The following is a 22,900-nucleotide window of genomic DNA, read 5'->3' as shown; positions in this document are numbered from 1 at the left end:
ACGTGACGTTTGGACAGAATTATTATGAAACGCCTGCTGCGCGGCTTATGGGTCATTATTGCAACCGTTCTGATTGCCTTTGCCATATACTTGCTGTTCCCGCTTCTGTATCCATTTGTGATTGCATGGATTATCGCCTATGCCATGAATCCGCTGGTGAAGCTGCTTCAGGACAAAGCCCGCCTTCCACGCTGGTTAGCCGTAACTCTCTCATTAATTGTTTATTTCGGGGCTATTGCAGTGGTGCTATCCGCCGCAGTGACCCGTATGGTAAAAGAAGTGATTTCACTCACCACAAGTTTTGACCTGCATGTGGATGAGATCAAGGAAACCTTTGTCCGCTGGACTCAAAATGATTCGATTCAGAATCTGATTAGCGAGATTAACGAATTTTATAAGGAAAATCCCAATTATCAAGAAACGATTAACAGCAATATCAGTAAAACTACCGAGTCGGTAGGTACGGCAGTTAGCGATCTGGTTACTGGATTTTTCAACATGATCCTTGGCTTACTGTCTTCACTGCCTAATATGGGCGCTGTATTAATTGTCGTCCTGCTCTCCACCTTTTTTATTAGCAAAAGCTGGACACGGCATGGTATCACGGTGTCGGGATGGGTGCCTTCCTCGATTCGCAAACCGATCACGGACATATGGAACGATCTGAAAAAGGCCTTGTTCGGTTACGCCAGAGCTCAGTTGATCATGATCTCCATTACCGCGGTATTTGTTATGATTGGATTGCTCATTTTACAGGTGAAGTCTGCCTTTACTATCGCTTTGCTGATCGGCCTGGTTGATCTTTTGCCTTATCTGGGTGTTGGATTGGTAATGGTCCCCTGGGCAGCCTACCTGTTCATGAACGGTGATCTTTATCTAGGGATTGGTATTTCTGTCGTATATCTCATCGTACTGATTGCCCGGCAGATCATTGAACCGAAGGTGCTGGCAAGCAGTGTTGGTTTGGACCCGCTTGCGACACTGGTGGGCATGTTTGTCGGACTGAAGCTTTTTGGTGTACTTGGCTTAATCATCGGTCCTGTCAGCCTGGTCATCCTCGATGCATTCAACCGGGCGAATGTGCTGCGTGATCTTAGGACTTATATCATTAATGGTCGTGTCCGATAGCTTTAGTACAAGTTCTATATGGCAAAAGGCTCCGCCCTGCAGGAAAAGATCTGCCAGGTGGAGCCTTATCGAGCCAACTATAAGATTACGGACGGCGGTAGAAGGTGATGCTGCCGTTTTTCATTTTTTTCTCAAGCCAACCCAGGAAGAATAAACGGTACACTGCACGTGTTAACGGAAACACCAGGGTAAATCCAATGATATCCGTCACAAACCCTGGAATCAGCAGCAGGAAACCACCCACAAAAATAAAAAGTCCGTCTACCATTTTCCGTCCAGGCACTTTACCGCGCTCCATCTCGGTTTTGGCATCGACGAGTACTTTTCGCCCTTCAAACTGCAGCATCGCTATACCAATCAAGGACGTGAGAATCATGAGAAGCAGTGTCTTCCCGGCTCCGATCCAGTCACTCATCAAAATAAATCCAAACAATTCAATAACCGGAACGAATAATAGTATAGCCCACATCCATTTTCGCATTACCAATTACTCCTTTCCTGAGAGCCACACGTTCTCAAGTGCGCTGTAGAGCTCAGGGGCGGTCTTATCCAGCCTGACGGGCTTCCAGTCCTCATTCACCCACACATGTTGGGTAGAGCCTGTAACCAGTCGTTCTCCCGGAAGTGGTTCATCGGAAGTCCATACCTGTTCTCCAATGCCGATCTGTTTAGCAAGGTCTTCGGTCGTGCGTCTTACGTCGTACTCATAATTTAATCGCAGACCACTAAATGCAACAATTCGGGTGAATATCATAATCTCATCATCATACCTTGCAGGCTTATGATATTTCACATCCAGTCCGGTTACGGGAAGCAATAACCCCTGTTCCTCCATTTTACGATATGTATACCCCATTTGGCGAATCATCTCGGTTCGACCGATTTCAAACCAATTCAAATAATTGGCGTGATAGACCACACCCATCTGATCGCTCTCTTGATAGCGCACACGCAGACGTGCCGCATACCAGTTTCCTTGGCTCTGTTCTTGCATGTTATCGGCCTCCTTCGGTCTACCATTCATACGTACTCGTCAAGTAAAAAGTGTCATAAAGATGGAAAAAAGCAACGGGACAAATGCCCCATTGCTTCATTCCTGTTCATTCTCCAGCTAAAGCTTAATGCAATTAAGCGTTGTTTGGAATTTGACTTACTTTGATCAGGTTAGTGGAACCGGAGCGTCCAAGAGGTACACCCGCAGTAATGACAACCAGATCTCCTTCTTTGACGATTCCGGATTTCACTCCGCCTTCGATAGCATTCTCAAACAAGGAATCCGTTGAATCGCAACGTCTGCCTTTGACCGGTGTAACACCCCAAGCTAGTGCAAGACGACGGGAAGTTCTATCTTCCGTTGTCACGGCAATGATTGGAGCCTCCGGACGATATTTGGAAACCATACGAGCCGTATGGCCAGATTCTGTCGAAGTAATAATCGCTTTTGCGTTCAGATCTTGAGCGGACAGGGCAACGGATTGGCTGATTGCTTCGGTAACGGTTGTTTGTTGTGCAACACGTTGTTTCAGATACAGCTCTTGGTAAGGCAGAGCGGACTCTGCTTTTTCCGCAATACGGGACATCGTCAGAACGGATTCCACAGGATATTTACCCGCAGCTGTCTCACCGGACAACATGATCGCATCTGTTCCGTCGAAGATCGCATTCGCTACGTCACTTGCTTCCGCACGTGTTGGACGCGGGTTACGTTGCATGGAATCCAGCATTTGTGTTGCTGTAATAACCGGTTTGCCTGCAACATTACATTTTTCGATCATGCGTTTTTGTACCAATGGTACTTCTTCAGCAGGAATTTCCACACCAAGGTCACCACGAGCAACCATCAGGCCATCAGAAACTTCAAGGATCTCATCCAGGTTGTCTACGCCTTGTTGGTTCTCAATTTTGGAGATAATTTGGATATGTCCGGCATTGTGCTTCTCAAGCAATTCACGAATCTCAAGCACGTCACTTGCTTTACGAACAAAAGAAGCCGCGATGAAATCGATACCTTGCTCGATACCAAATACGATATCGTTCGCATCTTTTTCAGTGATGCCCGGCAGAGAAATGGCAACGCCCGGAACGTTAACACCTTTTTTGCTTTTGATCGTTCCGCCGTTAACGATACGGCATTTGATCTCGGTGCCTTGCACTTCCACCACAGTCAGTCCGATCAGACCGTCGTCGATCAGAATTGTAGATCCCGGCTCAACATCATTCGGTAGATCTGCATACGTAATGGAAAGACGTTCTTTGGTGCCCAGAATTTCTTCTGTTGTCAAAGTGATGTACTCGTCCTGAACCAGTTCAATCGGTTCAACTTCAAGTTTACCTGTCCGAATTTCCGGTCCTTTGGTGTCCAAAAGGATTGCTACAGTTTTGTTCAACTCTTCGCATGCTTGGCGAATCGCTTTGATCCGTCCGCCGTGCTCATCGAAATCACCGTGGGAGAAGTTCAGACGGGCCACGTTCATACCGGCCATAATCAGTTTTTTGGTATTCTCCAGTGATTCACTGGATGGACCGATTGTACATACAATTTTCGTTTTGCGCATTTTGGGTTTCCTCCGATTTTAAAAGGTCTCTCTGTATATGTCTTTTTCTTTTTCCAACTATTAAATTTACTATACTTTCGTTCATTTGTATAGGAAATTCGTCACATCATTCTGCATTTACCGACAAATTATTCACTGTATCGGTTCGAACGGGTTCCTCAGGAGCTTCAACTGGAGCTGGTGGCGTTGGCGATTCGAACGTAACGGATCCGATTTTGCGGAATTTTTCGTAACGATCCTGCTTCAGCTGTTCCCCACTCCAGTCTTTCATCTCTTCCAGATGACGAACGAGAGCTTCACTGATCGCTGATGCCGCACCTTCGTAATCCCGGTGTGCACCACCACGTGGTTCAGGAACTATCTCCTCAATAACTTCCATTTCAAGCAGATCCTTCGCTGTAATTCTCATCGCTTCAGCTGCCTGATCTGCCTTGGACGCATCCTTCCACAGAATTGATGCAGCACCATTAGGAGAGATCGCTGAATAAATGGCATGCTCCAGCATGAGTACACGATTGCCTACAGCCAGGGCGAGTGCGCCGCCGCTTCCACCTTCGCCGATGACCACAACAATAACAGGCACCGTGAGCTTCGCCATTTCAATCAGGTTACGGGCGATGGCTTCCGATTGACCTCTCTCTTCTGCAGTATTACCCGGATAGGCTCCTTTAGTATCAACAAATGTAATAATTGGACGACCAAATTTGTTGGCCTGCTTCATCAGCCGCAGTCCTTTGCGGAAACCTTCCGGATGTGCGCTCCCGAAAAAGCGGGCGATATTGTCTTTCGTATCCTTCCCCCGCTGTTGTCCGATGACGGTTACCGTTTTTCCGTTCAGCTTCGCAAGGCCGCCAACGACGGCCAGATCGTCACCAAACATCCGATCGCCATGAAGTTCGATAAAATCGGTAAAGATCAGCTGAATCAGGTCAAGTGCAGTCGGACGCTGTTGATGACGTGCCAGATGCATTTTCTGGGCTGCCGTTATGCCGGAATATATCTCTTCTTCAAGTCTATGATAACGTTCCTCCAGGCGGGCGATTTCATCCGTGAAATCAATGCCCTTCTCCTGTCCAAACTGTACAAGCTCCTCAATCTTTTTGCGCATCTCAACCAGAGGCGCTTCATATGGCAACTCACCCGCCATTTAGACCCCTCCTTTTTCGCTGTGCATATCCAGAAGCTTGGCAAGGGTCGAACGAAGTTCCTTCCGGTGAATCACCAAGTCCAACTGACCATGCTGCATGTTAAATTCTGCCGTCTGGAAATCCTCAGGCAGCTTCTGACGAATGGTTTGCTCGATGACAATTCGGCCGGCAAAACCAAATACGGCACCTGGTTCAGCAATGTTGATATCGCCCAGACTGGCGAAACTCGCCGATACCCCGCCGGTAGTCGGATCCGTGATGACCGAAATATATAGTCCTCCCTGTTCATCCAAACGAGCCAGGGCTGCACTTGTTTTGGCCATCTGCATCAGGCTGAGTATGCTTTCCTGCATCCGTGCTCCACCTGATGTCGAAAAAATAATCAGGGGCAAGTTTTTTTCGGTCGCATGCTCTACAGCACGTGTAATTTTCTCCCCTACGACAGAACCCATGCTGCCTGTGAAGAAATCAAAACTCATGACAGCAACAACTACAGGTAAACCTTCAATCGTTCCTTCACCTGTGATTACGGCTTCCTTCAAGCCTGACTTCAGACGCTGTTGTTCCAGCTTGCTGCTGTATCCTGGAAAACCAAGCGGGTCCACCGATACCATGTCGGCATCCAGCTCAACAAAGCCTTGCTCGTCCAAAACCATGGCAATTCGCTCCATGGCATTCAAGCGCATGTGGTAGCCGCAAGCAGGACATACTTTCAGATTTTTCTCTAATTCCTTGCTATATTGAATCGTGCCGCATTTGCTGCACTTGTTCATAAGCCCTTCAGGGATTTCACGCTTGGGACGTTCTACGACTTCCTGGCCTTCGCCACGAACCGCACGCTCGGAAGGTATGGTAGCGTACTTCCGTTTTTTCTGGAATATATCTTTGAACACAACTACACCTCTCCAGCCGTTGATTTGATAGCCGTACCTGCTTCAAATCGCTTAAAAAGCGACTTCTACACAGGTACTGCGGTGAACCGCTTGCGACCCACACGCTGCAATGGGCCTTGTCCAGACATTCACAACAAAAAAATCCGCCGGCATAAGGCAAGAATCAGCGGCTTCTGTCAGCACAATTGATGTTACCTGTAATACCGAAAGATTGTTGCGCGAATTACTTGAACTTGTCTCGGTAGGGTCTCCGGGAGCAGCCTGGTCAGTCCATAGCCTAACAAAAAAAGAAGGAAGGACAGCAGCATACAATACATGCAAGTCGTTTCCTCTCTCCGCTTACGCGGTCAGCCCCTTATGTACCGATTGATGGTACTTTCTTCTTCGCCAAGGCACCTCTGATGTTGAATCAAATCAGGAATGCAGAATCGAATTCAGCACTTCCTGAACTTCTTCCAATTCCCCAGAAGGGACGCGAATCTCAAATTGCTGCTTGGATAAACTGATGGGACGGGTCTGTACCAGAAAACCTTCTTCCGAAAGCTTGGTCTTAATCTTGTCCGCAACCTTTGCTGTCGGTGCAATGTAAATCACCGTCCACATGCCATGTCCGCCCCCTAAGCTAATGTTCAGAGCCCGTATATTGGACTAATGATACCATACCTCACTTTTTTTCTGCAAGGAAGGGTTCGGGACCTAACGGGAGAAAACGGGAACTTGAGGGACATTTGTCCCACTAGGATAACTGATATGGTTAACACTTTGTTCCTGTAGTCTGGCAAAAGATTCAGGCTTTCAGGATCTTCAGGGCAGCACAGCCGCCCTGAAATGCCCTGCAGCCAGGGAGGAAATTATAGATCCTTAGGGTATTTTTTGGCATTAAGATTCTTGTGCGCAATTCGGGCGGAAGCCGCGGCAGCGAGACCGGCAACCAGGTCGTCCAGGAAAACATGAATGCCTGATCCGTCTTCATTCAAATCGTGAATGACGCCTATTTTTTCTTTATCGAGGTAACCAAAGCTGGTTAAACCAATCATGCCATACACATGGGTGATACCAAGGGCCAGAGTCTCGTCCACTCCATACAGGGATTCATCCGCTTCCATAATCGCTTGCAGCGGCTGCGGCAAGAGACGTTTCTCTGCCAGCTCGTCTAGAGCAATACCCGTATACAATGTATACTGAACCTCTCTTTTTTGCAGCACTGATTTCACACTCGTTACACAGTCATCCATGGTCAGTTCCGGGTGGTACCCTTTTTGCAGACGATATACAATTTCAGCGATTGCATCAATCTGTACACCCCGCCGGGCCAGCATGGCTTCTACGATTTCATATGACATATCTCGACCTCCCGCATCGCTCCCCCGAGGACCGCCAGGTCCTTCGGTGTTCTCAAGTGTATGCGGCAAACTTGCAAAATGTTCATAAAAATCGCCAATGGCCCCTCATTCAAGGCAGACAGATATCATCCAGCAACAGCTCTTCACGCTGTGGGGTAAACAAAAAAACCTGCCCGATAAAGCCGGACAGGTTCTCACTAAATGTAATTGGCTCCAACCAAGTCATTACTTAATTTTGACCGTACCTTCGCCAAGCATCTGTTCCATCTCAGAAAACAGCGCTGGTGACGGTTTAATCCGGTAAGCATCACTTAATGCAAGCAACTTCTGCTGCTGCTCATAGAAGAGCACCGTTGCAACCGGTCCGTGATGCTGCTGTAGCAGCTGTTTCAGGCGTGCCAGCAGCTCCGGCTTCTCGGACTGAGGAGTGATCTTCACGAACACCCGCTGCTGAGCAGCCTGAGACCGGCGGCTCTGTTCTGTTCCATCAGCAGCAGCGGAACGGCCTGGCGATGACCCTGTCGCCACCTCGGCCTTGTCTGTCCCTTCGCCGCTGCGCGCTGCTGCGGGGCCTCTGCCTGCGCTGCTGTGCTGCGCTCCGGATCCCGCACCGGCTGGCTGCCGTGCCGGAGCTGCCGGGCGGGAAGGGCTCCCGCTGCCGGGCTTGCCGCGCCGTTCGCGGCTGCGCAGCTGCTGTTCCAGTGCCGTCTGTGTGAGCGGCGCCACTTCCTCAGCCAGCAGCTTAAACCCTTCGTCCTGCTGCTGCACCTTGGCACGCACGACGAGCAGTTCGCCTTTCCCGACATGCTGCTGGCTGCGCCGCCATACTTCGGGAAAGAGAACCACTTCGCAGCGTTCGATCTGGTCTTCCAGCTCCATGAACGCCATGGCCTTGCCCTGTTTCGTCGTAATCGACTTCACGGACACCACCATCCCGGCAGCGACGGCCATCGTCTCGTCGGCCGCTTCCGTCAGCTCCATAATCCGGTCAGCTCCGCTTGATTCGAGCACATCTTCATAGTCATCCAGCGGATGACCGGAGAGATACAGGCCCAGCAGTTCTCGTTCAAGCTCCAGCTGCTGACTGGCTGAATAAGCCGGGATCTGGGGATATTCAATCTCCCAGTTCGGTGTTTCAACAAAATCGAACAGCTGAATTTGCAAATCCTCGCGCTCCTTGCGCCACTTCAGAGCTGCCTCCACCGTTTCGTCCAGCATCGCGAGCAGTTGTGCCCGGTGACCAGGCAAGGTATCAAAAGCTCCAGCCTGGATCAGCGATTCAATGACACGTTTGTTGCAGACACGCAGATCAACACGGCGACAAAAATCGAGCAGACTGTCGAATGGGCGCTCCTTCCGGACAACCATAATGCTTTCCATAGCTTGTGTGCCGACGTTCTTGACAGCGGCAAGTCCAAAACGGATGGATCCGGAAGCAGACGCCTCAGCCTGAGTCTGGTCAGCAGCACCGGACTCTCCCGTATTACTTCGGTTCAAATGTTCTGCTGCCGGCGATGCATTTCCTTCTCCATGAGTCCCCTCATCCTGCATGCCGCCTTCAGGCATAACGGTCGCGGCCTCCCAGCCATAAGAAGGGTCACCCTCTTCGGGCATTGGACCCGGGTCATCCGGCAGTGGTGCTTCCCCATAGTCAGCTGAACCGGAATGGTCATAGCCCTCATTCCGAGTGCCATCCCCTTTATCCGCACGGGACTCGTCAGACTGATGCTTCTCCGCTTGGCCGGATATTGCGAAGACCGGAGTAAACAGAATGCCGCTCTCGTTCACATCAGGCGGTAAAACTTCAATCCCCATACGCCGACATTCCACGACGTATTCCGCCACTTTGCGGTGACTGCCCATAACGGCAGTCAGCATGGAAGCCATAAAATGTACCGGGTAATGGGCCTTCAGATATGCCGTCTGGAATGCCAATACACCATATGCCGCGGCATGGGCACGCGGGAACCCATAATTGGCGAATTTGACAATCATGTCGTAGACCAGGTCTGCCTCTTCTTCACTATAACCTTGTTTGAGACTGCCCTGAACAAAATGTCCACGTTCCAGATCGAGCACTTCCCGTTTTTTCTTGGAGACCGCTCGGCGCAGCAAATCCGCTTCACCCAGTGAGAAACCCGCCATGCGAGAAGCAATCTGCATAATCTGTTCCTGGTATACAATGATGCCATACGTATCCTTCAGAATGGATTCCAGATCAGCATGGGGATAATCAACCTCAATCTGCCCATGCTTGCCCTGAATGTACTTGGATATAAATCCCATCGGTCCTGGACGATACAAAGCGAGAACGGAAATGATGTCTTCGAATACACTTGGCTTCAGATCCTTCAATACACGCCGCATGCCTGCGGATTCCAGCTGGAATACTCCCATCGTGTCACCACGGCCTAGCATCTCATAAGTCAGTGCATCATCATCCGCAATATTGCGGAAATCCGGAACCTTGCCCTCATCCCCGATCCAGCGCAGGCAGCGCTCAATAATGGAGAGGGTACGCAAACCGAGAAAGTCCATTTTGAGCAGCCCAATCGACTCCAGGTTTTCCATGGAATACTGGGTTAACGCGGTTCCTTCGCTTCCTTCCTGAAGCGGAACGGCATCAGTCAGCGGATCGCGAGATATAACGACCCCCGCAGCATGCGTGGAAGCATGACGCGGCATGCCTTCCACCTTCATGGCCATGTCCAGCAATTCACGGGTTTTAGGCTTCGTTTCATATAAAACCTTCAGTTCAGGCGCTGCTTCCATGGCACGTTGTATGTTGATTCCAAGCTGTGCAGGAATCAGCTTCGCCGCTTTATCCACCTCACCATAAGGGACATTCAGTGCCCGTCCAACATCCCGCACGGCTGCACGCGCAGCCATTGTACCAAAGGTGATAATCTGTGCCACGTGTGCTTTTCCGTATTTGTCTGCGACATAATCAATAACCTCATCCCGCCGTTCATCGCTGAAGTCGATATCAATATCCGGCATGGAAATACGTTCGGGATTCAGGAACCGCTCAAAGAGCAGGTTATATTTCATCGGATCGACATCGGTAATACGCAGTGTGTAGGCAACGAGACTTCCCGCCGAGGAACCCCGGCCTGGACCGGTAACGATTCCCTGCCTGTGGGCATAAGCGATAAAATCCCATACGATCAGGAAATAATCCGAGAAGCCCATACTGTCGATAACCTGAAGCTCATAGTTCAGTCGCTGTTCGAGTTCGGCACGGAGCTCCGAATCCGTCCAACGTTCAGTAACCGCATAGCGGTCTTTCATGCCTTCTTCACAGAGCTGTCGCAGGTAGTTTGAAGGACTCTGCCCTTCGGGCAGCGGTCTATACTCCGGCAAAATCGACTTGCCGAATTCCAGCTGCAGCTCGCAGGAATCAGCAATGCGAACGGTATTTTTCAACGCCTCTTCCACATGAGGGAACAAGCGGGCCATCTCCTGCTCACTTTTCAGATATAGCTGGTTGGACCCAATCCGAAGTCGACTCTCATCATCCACGGTTTTTCCGGTACCGATGCAGATCAACACATCCTGAAGTTCGGCGTCTGCTTCCGACAGGTAATGCACATCATTTGTCGCCACAAGCGGAATATCCAGTTCCTCAGCCAGACGAATCAATTGGGGATTGACTCTTTTTTGCTCTGCCAAGCCGTGATCCTGAAGCTCCAGATAGAAATCAGGGCCAAAAATATGTTTGTAACGCAGCGCTGCACGCCGGGCCTCTTCCTCTCGACCATGCAACAAATGCTGGGGCACTTCTCCCCCCAGACAAGCACTGAGACAGATGATGCCCTCGTGATGAGCGGCCAGGCTCTCCATATCGATACGCGGCTTGTAATGAAAACCTTCCAGATGCCCAATGGAGCATAATTTCATCAGGTTGCGGTAACCCGTCATGTTTTTGGCCAGCAAAATCAGGTGATGAATCGGCTGATCCTTGCGGCTTCCCCGTTCCTTCCGGGACCCTGCGGTCATGTAAGCCTCACATCCGATAATCGGCTTGATGCCCCGCTCGATACAGGCTTTATAAAAGGGAACGGCGCCATACATGACGCCGTGATCGGTCAATGCGAGTGTAGTCATTCCAAGATCTGCGGCCTGGTTCACGAGATCCGGAATACGCGCAGCGCCGTCCAGCAAACTATATTCACTATGAACGTGCAAATGCACAAAAGAACTCATGTTCGTTTCTTCCTTTCGCCGCGGATAGCTGCAGCATCTGTCTTGCGAGCCCATCTGCTGCCTATCTTTCTTCTATATGAATACAATAAATGAATAAAAATTCATCAGGTAAAACGGGACTTTATTATTCTATTTTATCATATCGTCCGGGGGCACGCCCATACAATAGAAGTACAAGCCGCTCCCCCTGTTTCGGACCATTGACAGGAGGTGTGCTGCTGGGTCTGAAAGGGGTGTTTGCCGATGAGCACATTTTTGTCCAAAGCCATTCTTGATTTCTTTATTGCGTTTGGAATCGTGCTGGGCGGCGCGATGATCGGGGGAATCGGCGCCGTTATCTCTCTCCAGCCTCCGACTCAGACGATGCTTGATATTTCCGGGAAAATAAAAATATGGGCGCTTGCAGCAGCGGTGGGTGGCACCATTGACCCCATGCGTGTCATTGAGAGCAACTTCCTCGACGGCAATCTGTCTCCGGCGGTCAAGCAGATTTTGTACCTGATCTCAGCCTTTATGGGAGCTCACATGGGAACCGAACTCGTAAAATGGGTATGCGGTGGAGGCCGGGGTTAATATGAAACTGGGACAGCGCCTATGAGGATCCCACCATTTTCACGCTACCGCCCGCTTATGCGCATGACCGCTGTTTTTGTCCTGGGAATGATTGCAGGAAGCATCGTATATAACGGTATATTTCACCTAAGTTATAACGAGCTGTGGCTCAACAATCAAGAATTGCAGCTTCAGCTGCATCAGAATGAGGAGGATATCAAAACGCTGAAAAAATACAGTAAACGGCAAACTGTCATCAAGGAAATCAAGGTCCGTGCCGAAGAGTCGGACAAAGGTCCGGACGAGGCTTCTCTAAAAATCATGCTGCAGAAGCTAGGAGATGAGCTGGAGGTTCTGCGGGGGCGTGATGTATTTAATATTGATGAGTACAGCAAAATGACACGCATTATGCTAAACCAGAAAGTTTACAGTGTAAGAGAAAAAGAATACACCGTCCAGGTTAAAACGATGCTCGTTATGGAAGGCGTACTTCAGGTTTGGGTACAAATCCGGATGCACGTCCCCGCTTAACCCCGGGGAAGCAGCTAGAAAAAACTGCCCTTGTCCTCTGTCCGCGTGGTACAATGAGGGCAGTAAATGCTTTCCAGAAAAGGAGCTGCTGATTCGTGTTGATCGATGTACTCAAGTATGCCCTAATCGCCATTTTTGCTATAGCCATGGTCTGTTCAGCTCTGAACAGCATTCGTTCACATCGGGCCGCGAGTGCCGCTGATGCCGGTCTCTATCGTTCGTGGACCAACATCTGGATGGGTGGCATGCTGGTTGTTCTGTCCGTAATCCTAATGTTTGTCTTCACCGGCTCCAGTCTTTCCATTGTTGTGGAAGCGCTCTTTCTGATTATCGGTGCCTACAATCTGTTTGCCGGTTTGCGCAACCGCAGTTACTATGCCCGTCTTCAGGAGCACAGTGGAGATCAGGCAGGCAGCACATCCAGACAGTCGGTCTGATGCACACTTAATAATGGATTTACAGCAAAAAGAGGTTATCCCCATTTATCGATGCATGTCTGAAATCCGGCTGTGGAACAGCGGTTCGAAATGCTCGTCAGGAGGATATCCTCTTTTTTATGCGTATTGTAACAGCAATGATCTGATTTAAGCATGATCAATGGACTGCAGCGTCATTACTGCTTTGCATACCACGTTTCCTTCACGGGTAATGACAATGTCCATTTTGCAGGTCCGTCGGCTGGTCTCCAGAATGACCGGACGAACCAGGATCTGATCCTCAATCTGCACCGGATGGACAAAATACGTCGTCACATTATCCACGACATAATCATTCCCTGTGACGTCCCAGGCTGCCCGCCGACCTGCCTGTGTCATGACATTCAGCAGTACCCCTTCCGAGATCGTGCCCAGGTCTGTCGCCATCTGCGGAATAATGAACCCGTGGAACATCAGTTCATTCTGTTCACTGCGTTCCTCGGCAAACCCGTTCCAGATCAGATGATCAAAGGTCTCTCCCAGCTGCGGCTGCTTCTGGGCGTCACGCATCGCCTGCAGCACTTCCTTACGTGTGACCGAGGCAATCAATTTGCGATTCCGATCCACGATGGGCAGAAAGTCGATACCTTCCCATGTCATAATTTGTGCAGCGGAAGCCAGCGAAGTTTGCAGTGAAGCCGTGATCGGGCGGCGTACTACGCATTTCTCAATGCTCTGCTCTTCCTGAAGCTCGCTCACATCTTTCAGGCTGACAATCCCGATAACACGATTCCATTCGTCAACCACCGGGAAGCGATGTTCTCCTGTTTCGGATACCAGCTTGTGAAAATCAGCCGCAGAGCTGGTTACCTTAAGTACTTGAAGACGCGGCTTCTGACCGATGATGTCCTCTACAAGCATTATTTTTTTCTTGATCAGTCGGTCGAAGATCGCCCTGTTAATCATGGAAGCCACGGTAAACGTATCATGTCTGGAGGAAATAATCGGAAGTCCTAGTTCATCAGCCAGCAATCTGACTTCACGGCTTGTGCCGAATCCACCCGTTATAAGCACACCTGCTCCCTGCTCAAGGGCAAGGGAATGAGCGTTGTCCCGGTTACCAACAATCAATAAACTTCCGGCATCAATATAACGGGCCATGGCCTGCTCTTTCATCGCGCCAATCACATACTTATGGAGCGGTTTGGCCAAGCCGTCACTACCTCCGAGTACGTGGCCTTCCACGATGGTAACCACATCGGCAAAGGTCAGTTGTTCTGACATGCCGCGTGGCCTCTTCTCAATACGCACCGTCCCAATCCGTTCCTTGGTCACCACCAGCCCAAAGTTCTCTGCTTCTTTTACGGCACGATAAGCTGTACCCTCACTTACACCAAGCTCTTTTGCAAGGCCGCGAACCGATATTTTACTGCCCACTTTTAATTGCTCTATATGTTGCAGCAGCTGTTCGTGCTTCGTCACGTTTTCTTCCTGTCCGTCCATCTGTACCACCCCCGGAGTTGCATCTGTACTATTCTGTATCTATTATAACACGGCCTGAGGAAAATAACCCCATTCCCAACTCTTCGTTTATTTACGTAAAAAAAGACCGAATACCCTCTATGTTGAAGGATATTCGGTCTACATATCTCGACTTGGCCAGTGATCCAAACCTTATACAGACTTGCTCTGCTCCTGCTTGTCCACCAGCTTCATCTCCCACTGCCGCAGCTTGGCCCGCCGGACAGCTTCCAGTGCACGCTTCTTCTCTTCATCTACACCGAGAATGAAATGAAGGTGTGCACCAATGATTAATAGTGAGAACAGCACCCATACGATGCCAAAAATATTAACCCAGTCCATTCCACCAGCGAATGAAATTCGCGGCAGTGCGATCACCAGCATGGCCAGTGCGATCAGCAGATAGATCACATGTTTTGCCTTTTTTAACCTTTTCACCATTCACAGCTCCTTCGTTCTTGATCGACTCTATATGTCTAGTCTATGAACGGGAACCATGTAATATGAAAGGTTTAGACAAATAACCTGTACAATGATCTAGGCTTCAGCGCCGCCATACAGATGGCCCAGGCTGTCTGCGATAATTTTGTTCACATCTTCAATGATAACGCTCAGACGACGCTCGGCGTCAAACAGACGACGGATGTTAAGATTCAGGCTCAGCACCTCAAACAGCTTCTCCATTTTCTCCATCTCGTCCGGAGCAGGCATGTCACCACTCATCATGCGCTGTTGCAATTCCATCTGTTGATCGCGGAAGCTGTCCAGCATGCGCTTCGCCTCCGGATCAGCTTCAATCAGCTTCATCGCGGAAGTAATTTCTTCCACCTCGCTGCTTTCTCTCAGTGCTTTGGCCAAATCATTGGCTTTGTCATAAATGTTCACTATTATTTCCTCCTCAAAATTGGATCGTTCTGCTGCTATTCATTCAGTTCTTCATCATTCTCGTCGTAACGTTCATCCGTGTTAATACACGTATTTCTCTTCCGTCAAACAATGGCTGGCCCAGACAGGTCATCGATTACGATGCCAAATCAATTGCATTTAATCCAAATGGGTCAATCACAAAGGGGTATATGTCCTCATATGATGAAGCACATGCCATGTTCAGATGCCGTTCAACTTCGAGATCAGACATCAAGTTGCCGCCCGGAAGGAGATCCGTGATGTCCACTAAAAAAGTAACGATTCAGGTTACCGGCTCGGGCATCCTGCAGGACGACGTCATCATGCTGGGCGAAGGGGTGCTCAAAGCACTTAAAATCCCTTCGGGAAGGCCGCTTCAGCTACAATTCGGCTCTTACCGTCATGAAGTCACTGTTATCCCGGTTCCCAGGTATGACGGTCTTCGTATCAATCAGACGGTAGCCAGCAAGACCGGCCTGGTTCCCCGCTCGGTCCTGAGTGTATCCTATCGTTCAGCCAGCCGTACGCTGCGCCTCGGACCCTTCATCAGTGTGCTGGTAAGCCAGGACTATCCCGATCAGCCCGATCGGCCCTTTGGCTCCATCACGATGTTCTGTCATGAACTGGTGAACGCCTGCCGTAAGCGAGGCGCCTATGTATCCTTTTTTACACCGGAGGATATCGGAGCGGTAACAGGTCATATTCAGGGCTGGGTGTATGATGACGGCTGGAAAAAGACGGTTCTGCCCATTGCAGACGTCGTCAATAACAGGCTGACATCCCGTAAGCTTGAGAACAAACCTAGCGTACAGCATTTCATGAAAGAAGTAAAATCTCTCTACGGCACACAAACCTTTAATGAAAAATTCCTGGACAAAAATGAAGTGTTTGATGCCTTGAAGTCCATTACAACACTCAAAAGGGTCCTGCCCGAATCCCATCTGCTGAAGTCAGCAGCCACGCTCAAAACGATGTGCACCCGGCATCCGGTTGTATTTCTCAAACCTGTGCGAGGTTCACTTGGCAAAGGGATCATCCGGGTTTCCCGTCAAATTGACGGTAGTTTCCTTACACTTGCAACAAGCGTCGGAGGCACCCGCAAACAAACGTATGCTTCTCTGGATAAACTCTATGCGAGTCTGTCCGGAAAAATGAAAACGACGCGTTATCAGATCCAGCAAGGTCTGTCTCTCATCGACAATGGCGGCCGGCCTGTCGACTTCCGTGCTCTGGTGCAAAAAAATCGTACCGGCAAATGGAGTGTCACCTCCATTGTGGCCCGCATTGCCGGAGGCAGCCACTATGTATCCAATCTGGCTCGCGGCGGAAGCCTCAGTACGGTGAAGGACGCTGTGGCGAAAACCCAGCTGCCGGCGTCTGCCAAAGCCTCTGCTTATGCGGGGCTCCATACGGCAGCGCTCGATATTGCCAAAGGGATTGAAAGTGCCATACCCGCCCATTTCGGTGAACTTGGTATCGATCTCGCAATGGACACCACTGGACGTGTCTGGCTGCTGGAGGTTAATTCAAAACCATCCAAGAATGACAATACGCCACTGAGCGAGAGCAAAATTAGACCCTCAGTCAAAGCCATGCTGGAATACTCCACCTTTCTGGCGGGGTTCTGAAGAGTTGTCCAATACAGGAGGTGCATTCCAATGCGATCATCGCCACAATCAAAAACCTTAGCGGTACTAGTCCGTGGAGCAGAAGGGGCACCACCCTTCTCGGATGAACTCTTTTGCCGACGCCTGAGTTTGGAGAGCCATCATTTTGACCTGGATATTATCGTACTGCCCATATCCAGTGACCGAGATGATCCTCTGCCTCAAAAAGGATACATTTACCGTGACGGGCTATGGGAAACTTCACCTATTCGCGGAGTCCAAATGCTGATGGATCGGTGTCTGCTGCCACTTCCAAGAAAATGGAGACAGAAGCTTCGGGAGCTTACTATATCCGGTAGTGCACACGTAAGACCTTATTGGTCTGCCTCCTTGCCCGGTAAATGGAAAGTCCATCGGGTATTGTCTCGCGAAACACAGTTGCGCAAACTTCTCATCCCGACCGTTCTCCTTCAGCCTGATGCTGCATGGGAGCAATGGCTGCAACGATGGCCTAAGGGGCTTTTCTTCAAGCCTGTATCAGGGACCCATGGCAAGGAAACGTTTCGTCTCACCCATGGAAACGATAAGTCCTCATGGACTATGGAAGGCCGAGATAAGAACAACGAACGTTTTTACCGTACATTTTACACTCGTTATATGCTCTCGGCCTGGCTTGAATCCCAGATCGCCGATCGCCAATGGATCATGCAGCCATATCTGGATTTGAGTCATGATCGTCATCCATTTGACATCCGGGCCCTGGTTCAAAAAAACGGACATGGGCAATGGACCTTGACCGGCTGTATGGTGCGTGAGGGCGCAGAAGGTTCCCTCACTTCCAATCTGCACGGCGGGGGAAAAGCGCATCCTGCCCGCCCTTATCTGCTGGATCGATACGGGGACATTCGTACCGACACCCTTCTTGAATCGATCAGCCGGGCTGCTGCTCTGATTCCCCCATTACTGGAGAGTCATTTCGGCAGACTTGCTGAACTCGGACTGGATTTCGGAGTGGATTCAAAAGGTCGCCTCTGGCTGCTGGAGGTTAATTCGAAGCCGGGCCGTTCTTCATTCGCAGAGGCAGGTGACCGACAGATGCAGGCACTGACCTACACCCAGCCGCTTGCCTATGCACGTTATTTGCTGCAACAACATGTTCTCTCGGACGTCGTTCGTCCAATGAAAATGCCGAATACATCCAGCACAGCTGGCCTGAAACCCATCCCGATTCACGGCGGCTAGGCCCGCAGCGCCCGCTTGCCATGGAGCCGAAGGATTTTTTCAGGATAGGAGGATAAATCATGAGTTTGACCTTTTGCAATCTGCATTTTACGCAGCAACCGGATAAAGTGGTTTATATATCCAACGCATTAATGAAAAGTCTGAATCTATCCGGCAAAAAAACGATACATCTGCGGTTTGGGCGAGACCGGGTGCCTGCTACCATCAAACCGATCAAAAAGGCAGGGAAACATCTCTATCTCGCCACGGGCATACGCAATCTGATGAACGTTCCCAAGCGGGGCAGCATCTATCTGCGCAATCTGCAAAATGATGAAGTCCAGCTCGGACCGCTGATCGGGGTATTGTCCGATGGACCTGCGACGAGCTCCAATCCGTTTGGCTCTCGTACCGGGTTTATCAAGCAATTGCTCCGCGAAGGAAGCCGCAAATCATATATATATGCGTTCACACCGAGAGATATCAACTGGCAGAATGAAACAGTATCCGGTTTTTTTCTGAACGAAAACGGAAGTTTTGTTCGCAAAACGGTTCCCTTGCCGGACGTTGTCTACAATCGGTTACCCAGCCGCCGTTCCGATTTCTCGCCTGCCATCAATCAACTGCGGGAGCGGTTTGTCCGGCGCAAAATACCCTTCTTCAACTGGAGCTTTTTCAATAAGTCGGATATCTACCACCTCCTCGAGAATGATCCTGATGCTGGTCGGTATATTCCCGAATCCATCACCAATCCGAACGTGGATCAAATGAGAGAAATGCTGGAACGACACCAGTTTGTATACTATAAGCCTACTGCTGGAAGTCTCGGCAACGGCATTTATCGTTTGACCTATTCGCCCAAACGCGGATATTTCGCACGTTACCGCAAAAAAGGCGGCAATGCCCTCCTGCGCTTCGGCTCATTCAACAGCCTGATGCGCATGCTTCAGGGAAGACACGGCAAACAGCTCCGTGGATATGTCGTTCAGCAGGGAATCCGCCTGATTGAGATTGACGAATGTCCAATTGATTTTCGTTTTCACATGCACAAAAATGGTAACAATCAATGGGTCGTCGTCGGCATCGGCGCCAAAAAGGCTGGTCGGGGCAGCGTGACAACGCACATTAAAAACGGCGGCTCCCTGATGACCCCCGAACAGGCGCTCAGCCGCAACTTTGGGGACCGCGCGGGAGAAGTGCTTCAGCAGGCCAAAACCGTCGCTATTACACTGGCCCAGGCGATTGAAACCCAGCACCAGCATCTGATTGGTGAGATTGGCTTTGATCTGGGCATTGATCAGGAGGAACATGTATGGATGTTCGAAGCGAACGCCAAACCCGGACGCTCCATTTTCCGCCATCCTTCACTCCGGGTGGAGGGAAAATCGTCAGTGGAGCACATTTTGGAACACTGCCTGTATTTGAGCAAATTCCGGAAGAGGGACGGCATTTGATGAGCCTTCATGATGATTTCAAACCTGTCATTGCCGTGTTGACCATGCACGATAACCAGCGGGGATTCAGGGGAAACCATCAAAATTTTCTGGACATTATACAGACAGGCGAAAGCATGGGTTACCAGGTGTATATTGTAACTGTAAGAGATTTGGATGTGACTGGTCCAACCGTTATGGGCTACACGTATAACAAAGGGAGTGGAAAATGGACTTCGCAGTCCTTCCCTCTCCCTCATGTACTGTATAATCGCATCCCTTACCGGGAGGATGAGCGAAAACCTTCCGTTCAGCGCAAAATCGAGGAATGCAAGCAAGCGGGGATCGAACTGTATAACCCTTTTTTCTTCAATAAATGGGACCTGTTCGAATGGCTTAAAAAGTCCAAATCCACCCAGCGCCTGATCCCTCATACACGCCGGATGCGCAGTGCCTCTACTCTCGGTATGGTGCTGCGGACATTTCCCTATTTGTATCTGAAACCGGAAAGCGGCAAGGCGGGCAAGGGCATCATGATGTTGAAGTTTCAGGAAAAGGAACGTCTTCCATTTCGGCTCAAGATACAAAGTTCCCGAAAGAGCACCACGTACAAGGCAGCTACACTTGCCAAGTTGTGGACTCGAATTCGCAGAGAAACGGGTCATACCCCTTATATCATGCAGCAAGGAATAGAACTCGCTTCCTCCCGCAAACGTCCCTTCGATCTGCGTGTTCTTGTGCAGAAGAACGGTAAAGGGCAGTGGAGCGTAACAGGTATCGGTGCCAGACTGGCTGGCTCGCGAAGCATTACGACCCACGTTCCACGCGGGGGCAGTGTAGAGGATCCGGAGCAGCTTCTTACAGAACTGTTCGGAGAAGAAACAACAGCAGCACTCATGAAAAGAGTCAAGTCCACTTCATTAATGATCGCAAGACAAGTTGAACGTGGTTCCGGACATACGCTTGGCGAGATGTCTATGGATCTGGGCATCGATGATCTGGGAGAGATCTGGTTCTTCGAAGCCAATGCCAAACCAATGAAATTCGATGAACCCCAGATACGGAAAAGATCATTGGAACGCATTTTTCAATACAGTGCCTATCTTGCCCGCCAGTCCAAACGATAATGGAAAGGAATAACAGCTAAAGAAGGTGATTGTTTGTGTCCTCACCTGTTCTAGGCATTATGACGTTGTACTTAAACGAACATCGCGCCTTGGAAGAACGGAACATCTACCGCAGAATGATCCTCGAGGGACGCAAGCGGGGACTCGACATCTATGTGTTCACACCTGCGGATGTACATCCCGGAGGCAAACAGATCGAGGCCATGGTCTTCCATTCGGAAAAGGGATGGTCCAGGGAATGGCGTTCCTTTCCGGATCTGATCTTTGACCGCTGCCGCATACAGCGAAACCGCAGATTTCAGCAGCTGCTCGCCTTTCGTGAAAAATATGGTCACCTGCTCTTCCTAAACAGGCCGCTTCGCAATAAATGGACCATACATCAGACCCTTTCAGCCCAATCCGCTTTTCACGAACATCTGCCAGAGACCGTTCTGTTTCATGACATGTCTGATGTCAATCGAATGCTTAAAGCCTCCTCGTTGATCTATCTGAAGCCCATAAACGGAACAGGCGGACGTGGTATCTTGCGGATCGAACGAATCAGTGGCGAAGCCAACATGGTCCTGGTTCAGGGACGTGACCAAAAACGGCGTATCATTACTCCGCGCAAAGTGCATTTATCACGACTTGGTTCCCTGCTCCAGCATTGGAACATGAAGGATAAATACCTGGTTCAGGAAGGCATCCAGCTCCAGCTTCCGAATGGGCGTGTACATGATTACCGCATGCTCGTCCAGAAGAATGGCGAGGGAGAATGGGAGCTTACCGGTTGTGCTGGACGTATGGGAGCAGAGAAAAGTGTGACTTCGAATCTGCATGGCGGCGGTCAGGCCGTTGCCATGCACCGTCTGATGAAACAATGGATTCCTGATGAAGAGCTGAGAACAGAAATTAATGCTACCGCAGAGAAATTCGGCATTTCGGTGGCCTCATTTCTGGAAGATACGTACGGCGATCTGTGTGAGCTTGCTCTGGATTTGGCGATCGACAAGGATGGCCGCATCTTCCTGCTTGAAGTGAATCCCAAACCTGCACGTGAAGTATTTGCACGGATTGGCGAACGGGATATTTATTACAAAGCGATCACTCAGCCGTTGGAATATGCGCTATGGGTGTATCGCAACCGTACCGTAAGGACTCCGATTAAAGAGAAAATTATCAAACCTAAACCTATAAGAGGTAAATCAACCGCAACCCGAAGGTCACGAAAATCAAGATTAAAGTAGCTGATCCACTTAAAACATGGGCCTTCTGTTGAAGCCTCAAATGAATATTCATTCTAAATAAAAAGCCTTCATCTCCAGGCCCATGACAGACACTGGAGATGAAGGCTTTTCCGTTTTCACTCGCGATTCAGAGCAATCCATCTGGCAATGAACTATTCTGCTTCCCGATAGAGCCGAGTAAGTTCCGTAAAGTCAGAGATTAATACGTCGGATCCGGCGAGTTCTTCATCCCGACCAAAGCCGGCATATGCACAGCCAATAACGGTCTGACCGTTCATTTTTCCGGCTTCCACATCGGACGAACGGTCCCCAACCATCCAGGCATCCTGAATCCGATGTTTTTCGAGCAATAGCTGCACCAGGTTGACCTTGGAAGGTGTCTTGTATTGTCCCGCACTGTATACCCCTTCGAATAGAGGCATAATCTCATGGGCAAACGCCACCCCTTTGACATAGTCCTCCAGCCCGTTACTGGCTACAAATAACCTCACACCTTGCTCCTTCAATGCTTCCAGCGTCTCTTTTACATGCGGATACAGCTGTGAGCTCCCTTGATCGAGTCCCTCGATCTCCAATTGAAGCAGCAATTCATCCGCACGACGATGTGCCGCTTCAGAGGCTTCCGGCATGACCACTTTCCATATATCTTCTAGCAGCATGCCCAGACTTCCCAGCATCCGTTCCTCTGGAGGTGTCTCCCCTTCAAAGTGTCCTTCAGCACGAAGTGTATCAAACAGCTTTTGATAAGCCGGCAGCAGCAAGGTCTCAGTCTGAAACAACGTTCCATCCATATCAAAAATCATCGCTTCCGGTTTCTTCAATACAGTCTCTTTACTCATTTCCAAGGTTCGTTCCTTTCGGATTGAAATATGTAATCGGCATCATTCTCTTCCCATGATAAACAAAAACGTTCGGCAGTGTAAACCAAACACTGTAAAAGGTTTGAATGATAATGTCGCACAACACAATACGGAGATTATACAAAAGTTAAACAATCTATGTACAAAGATGCTTTCTTAAAGTATAATACTGAAAAATAGTTCTTAAGACTCATAATCCCTAAGTCCTGTAATTATCATTTTTCTAG

21 protein-coding genes are annotated in these 22,900 nt (G+C 49.7%); 9 read left to right on the top strand and 12 right to left on the bottom strand.

Translation table 11 applies throughout. From position 1 onward, the window contains the following. Positions 1-9 precede the first annotated feature (9 nt). Entirely contained in the window at positions 10-1,128 is a 1,119-nt protein-coding gene (gene ytvI / locus AAIH57_RS14510; RefSeq protein WP_430022055.1) for a sporulation integral membrane protein YtvI, read from the top strand. Positions 1,129-1,213: 85 nt separating this feature from the next. Here the strand turns inward: ytvI and AAIH57_RS14505 are convergent, their stop codons facing one another. The 8 genes from AAIH57_RS14505 to AAIH57_RS14470 all read right to left on the bottom strand — a co-directional run bounded on the left by AAIH57_RS14505 (position 1,214) and on the right by AAIH57_RS14470 (position 11,273). Further along, positions 1,214-1,615 (bottom strand): FxsA family protein, encoded by a 402-nt coding sequence (locus AAIH57_RS14505; protein ID WP_127536528.1) that lies wholly within the window; start codon positions 1,613-1,615, stop codon positions 1,214-1,216. Next, a complete protein-coding gene (locus tag AAIH57_RS14500; protein WP_430022054.1) occupies positions 1,616-2,122 on the bottom strand; it encodes an acyl-CoA thioesterase in 507 nt (168 codons plus the stop codon). It abuts the gene before it with no gap. A 133-nt stretch (positions 2,123-2,255) separates the two neighbouring features. Then, entirely contained in the window at positions 2,256-3,683 is a 1,428-nt protein-coding gene (gene pyk, locus AAIH57_RS14495) for a pyruvate kinase (protein ID WP_175399641.1), read from the bottom strand. Between the two features lie 106 nt (positions 3,684-3,789). Next, entirely contained in the window at positions 3,790-4,830 is a 1,041-nt protein-coding gene (locus tag AAIH57_RS14490) for an acetyl-CoA carboxylase carboxyltransferase subunit alpha (protein ID WP_175399640.1), read from the bottom strand. Continuing rightward, positions 4,831-5,724 carry an acetyl-CoA carboxylase, carboxyltransferase subunit beta gene (gene accD, locus AAIH57_RS14485; RefSeq protein ID WP_430022053.1) on the bottom strand — a complete coding sequence of 298 codons (894 nt, stop codon included), beginning with the start codon at positions 5,722-5,724 and terminating at the stop codon, positions 4,831-4,833. A 414-nt stretch (positions 5,725-6,138) separates the two neighbouring features. Beyond that, complete coding sequence (locus AAIH57_RS14480) at positions 6,139-6,327, bottom strand: hypothetical protein (protein ID WP_017689496.1); 189 nt, start codon at positions 6,325-6,327, stop codon at positions 6,139-6,141. Between the two features lie 248 nt (positions 6,328-6,575). Continuing rightward, the gene (locus tag AAIH57_RS14475) at positions 6,576-7,067 is read right to left on the bottom strand and encodes a phosphatidylglycerophosphatase A family protein (protein WP_175399639.1); all 492 of its coding nucleotides are present in this window, start codon (positions 7,065-7,067) and stop codon (positions 6,576-6,578) included. A 225-nt stretch (positions 7,068-7,292) separates the two neighbouring features. Next, positions 7,293-11,273, bottom strand: a complete 3,981-nt coding sequence (locus AAIH57_RS14470; RefSeq protein WP_430022052.1) for a DNA polymerase III subunit alpha — start codon at positions 11,271-11,273, stop codon at positions 7,293-7,295. A 243-nt stretch (positions 11,274-11,516) separates the two neighbouring features. Between AAIH57_RS14470 and AAIH57_RS14465 the strand changes: the two genes are divergently transcribed. From AAIH57_RS14465 to AAIH57_RS14455, 3 genes are all read left to right on the top strand, one after another. Beyond that, positions 11,517-11,846, top strand: a complete 330-nt coding sequence (locus AAIH57_RS14465) for a YtrH family sporulation protein (RefSeq protein ID WP_090920214.1) — start codon at positions 11,517-11,519, stop codon at positions 11,844-11,846. A 21-nt stretch (positions 11,847-11,867) separates the two neighbouring features. Then, positions 11,868-12,356: a hypothetical protein gene (locus tag AAIH57_RS14460; RefSeq protein WP_430022051.1), complete on the top strand. Its 489-nt coding sequence runs from the start codon at positions 11,868-11,870 to the stop codon at positions 12,354-12,356. 95 nt (positions 12,357-12,451) lie between these two features. Beyond that, positions 12,452-12,793: a YtpI family protein gene (locus AAIH57_RS14455; protein WP_175399636.1), complete on the top strand. Its 342-nt coding sequence runs from the start codon at positions 12,452-12,454 to the stop codon at positions 12,791-12,793. A 147-nt stretch (positions 12,794-12,940) separates the two neighbouring features. On the opposite strand, the gene AAIH57_RS14450 is transcribed toward AAIH57_RS14455, so the two are convergent. The 3 genes from AAIH57_RS14450 to AAIH57_RS14440 form a co-directional block, all read right to left on the bottom strand. Next, on the bottom strand, positions 12,941-14,275 hold the full coding sequence (locus AAIH57_RS14450; RefSeq protein WP_175399635.1) for a DRTGG domain-containing protein: 1,335 nt from the start codon (positions 14,273-14,275) through the stop codon (positions 12,941-12,943). Between the two features lie 171 nt (positions 14,276-14,446). Further along, entirely contained in the window at positions 14,447-14,734 is a 288-nt protein-coding gene (locus tag AAIH57_RS14445; RefSeq protein ID WP_217506643.1) for a hypothetical protein, read from the bottom strand. A gap of 96 nt (positions 14,735-14,830) precedes the next feature. After that, positions 14,831-15,178 carry a YlbF family regulator gene (locus tag AAIH57_RS14440; RefSeq protein WP_095288137.1) on the bottom strand — a complete coding sequence of 116 codons (348 nt, stop codon included), beginning with the start codon at positions 15,176-15,178 and terminating at the stop codon, positions 14,831-14,833. Positions 15,179-15,459: 281 nt separating this feature from the next. On the opposite strand from AAIH57_RS14440, the gene AAIH57_RS14435 reads away from it, so the two are divergent. Genes AAIH57_RS14435 through AAIH57_RS14415 form a run of 5 tightly spaced genes read left to right on the top strand, consistent with a single transcriptional unit; the run spans position 15,460 to position 21,813 of the window. Beyond that, positions 15,460-16,827: a YheC/YheD family protein gene (locus AAIH57_RS14435; protein ID WP_430022050.1), complete on the top strand. Its 1,368-nt coding sequence runs from the start codon at positions 15,460-15,462 to the stop codon at positions 16,825-16,827. 30 nt (positions 16,828-16,857) lie between these two features. Next, positions 16,858-18,048: a YheC/YheD family protein gene (locus AAIH57_RS14430; RefSeq protein ID WP_430022049.1), complete on the top strand. Its 1,191-nt coding sequence runs from the start codon at positions 16,858-16,860 to the stop codon at positions 18,046-18,048. 59 nt (positions 18,049-18,107) lie between these two features. Then, entirely contained in the window at positions 18,108-19,481 is a 1,374-nt protein-coding gene (locus AAIH57_RS14425) for a YheC/YheD family protein (RefSeq protein ID WP_175399632.1), read from the top strand. After that, on the top strand, positions 19,481-20,587 hold the full coding sequence (locus tag AAIH57_RS14420; protein WP_175399631.1) for a YheC/YheD family protein: 1,107 nt from the start codon (positions 19,481-19,483) through the stop codon (positions 20,585-20,587). The genes AAIH57_RS14425 and AAIH57_RS14420 overlap by 1 nt, the downstream gene beginning before the upstream one ends. A gap of 35 nt (positions 20,588-20,622) precedes the next feature. Beyond that, on the top strand, positions 20,623-21,813 hold the full coding sequence (locus AAIH57_RS14415) for a YheC/YheD family protein (protein WP_430022048.1): 1,191 nt from the start codon (positions 20,623-20,625) through the stop codon (positions 21,811-21,813). A 152-nt stretch (positions 21,814-21,965) separates the two neighbouring features. Here the strand turns inward: AAIH57_RS14415 and AAIH57_RS14410 are convergent, their stop codons facing one another. Further along, on the bottom strand, positions 21,966-22,652 hold the full coding sequence (locus AAIH57_RS14410) for an HAD family hydrolase (RefSeq protein ID WP_430022047.1): 687 nt from the start codon (positions 22,650-22,652) through the stop codon (positions 21,966-21,968). Between the last annotated feature and the right edge of the window lie 248 nt (positions 22,653-22,900).

This window comes from Paenibacillus sp. MABNR03 (assembly GCF_050455445.1).
Classification (GTDB): domain Bacteria; phylum Bacillota; class Bacilli; order Paenibacillales; family Paenibacillaceae; genus Paenibacillus; species Paenibacillus xylanilyticus.
Note: the sequence above shows the minus strand (reverse complement) of the source record. Positions and strands in the feature narration are given on the sequence as shown.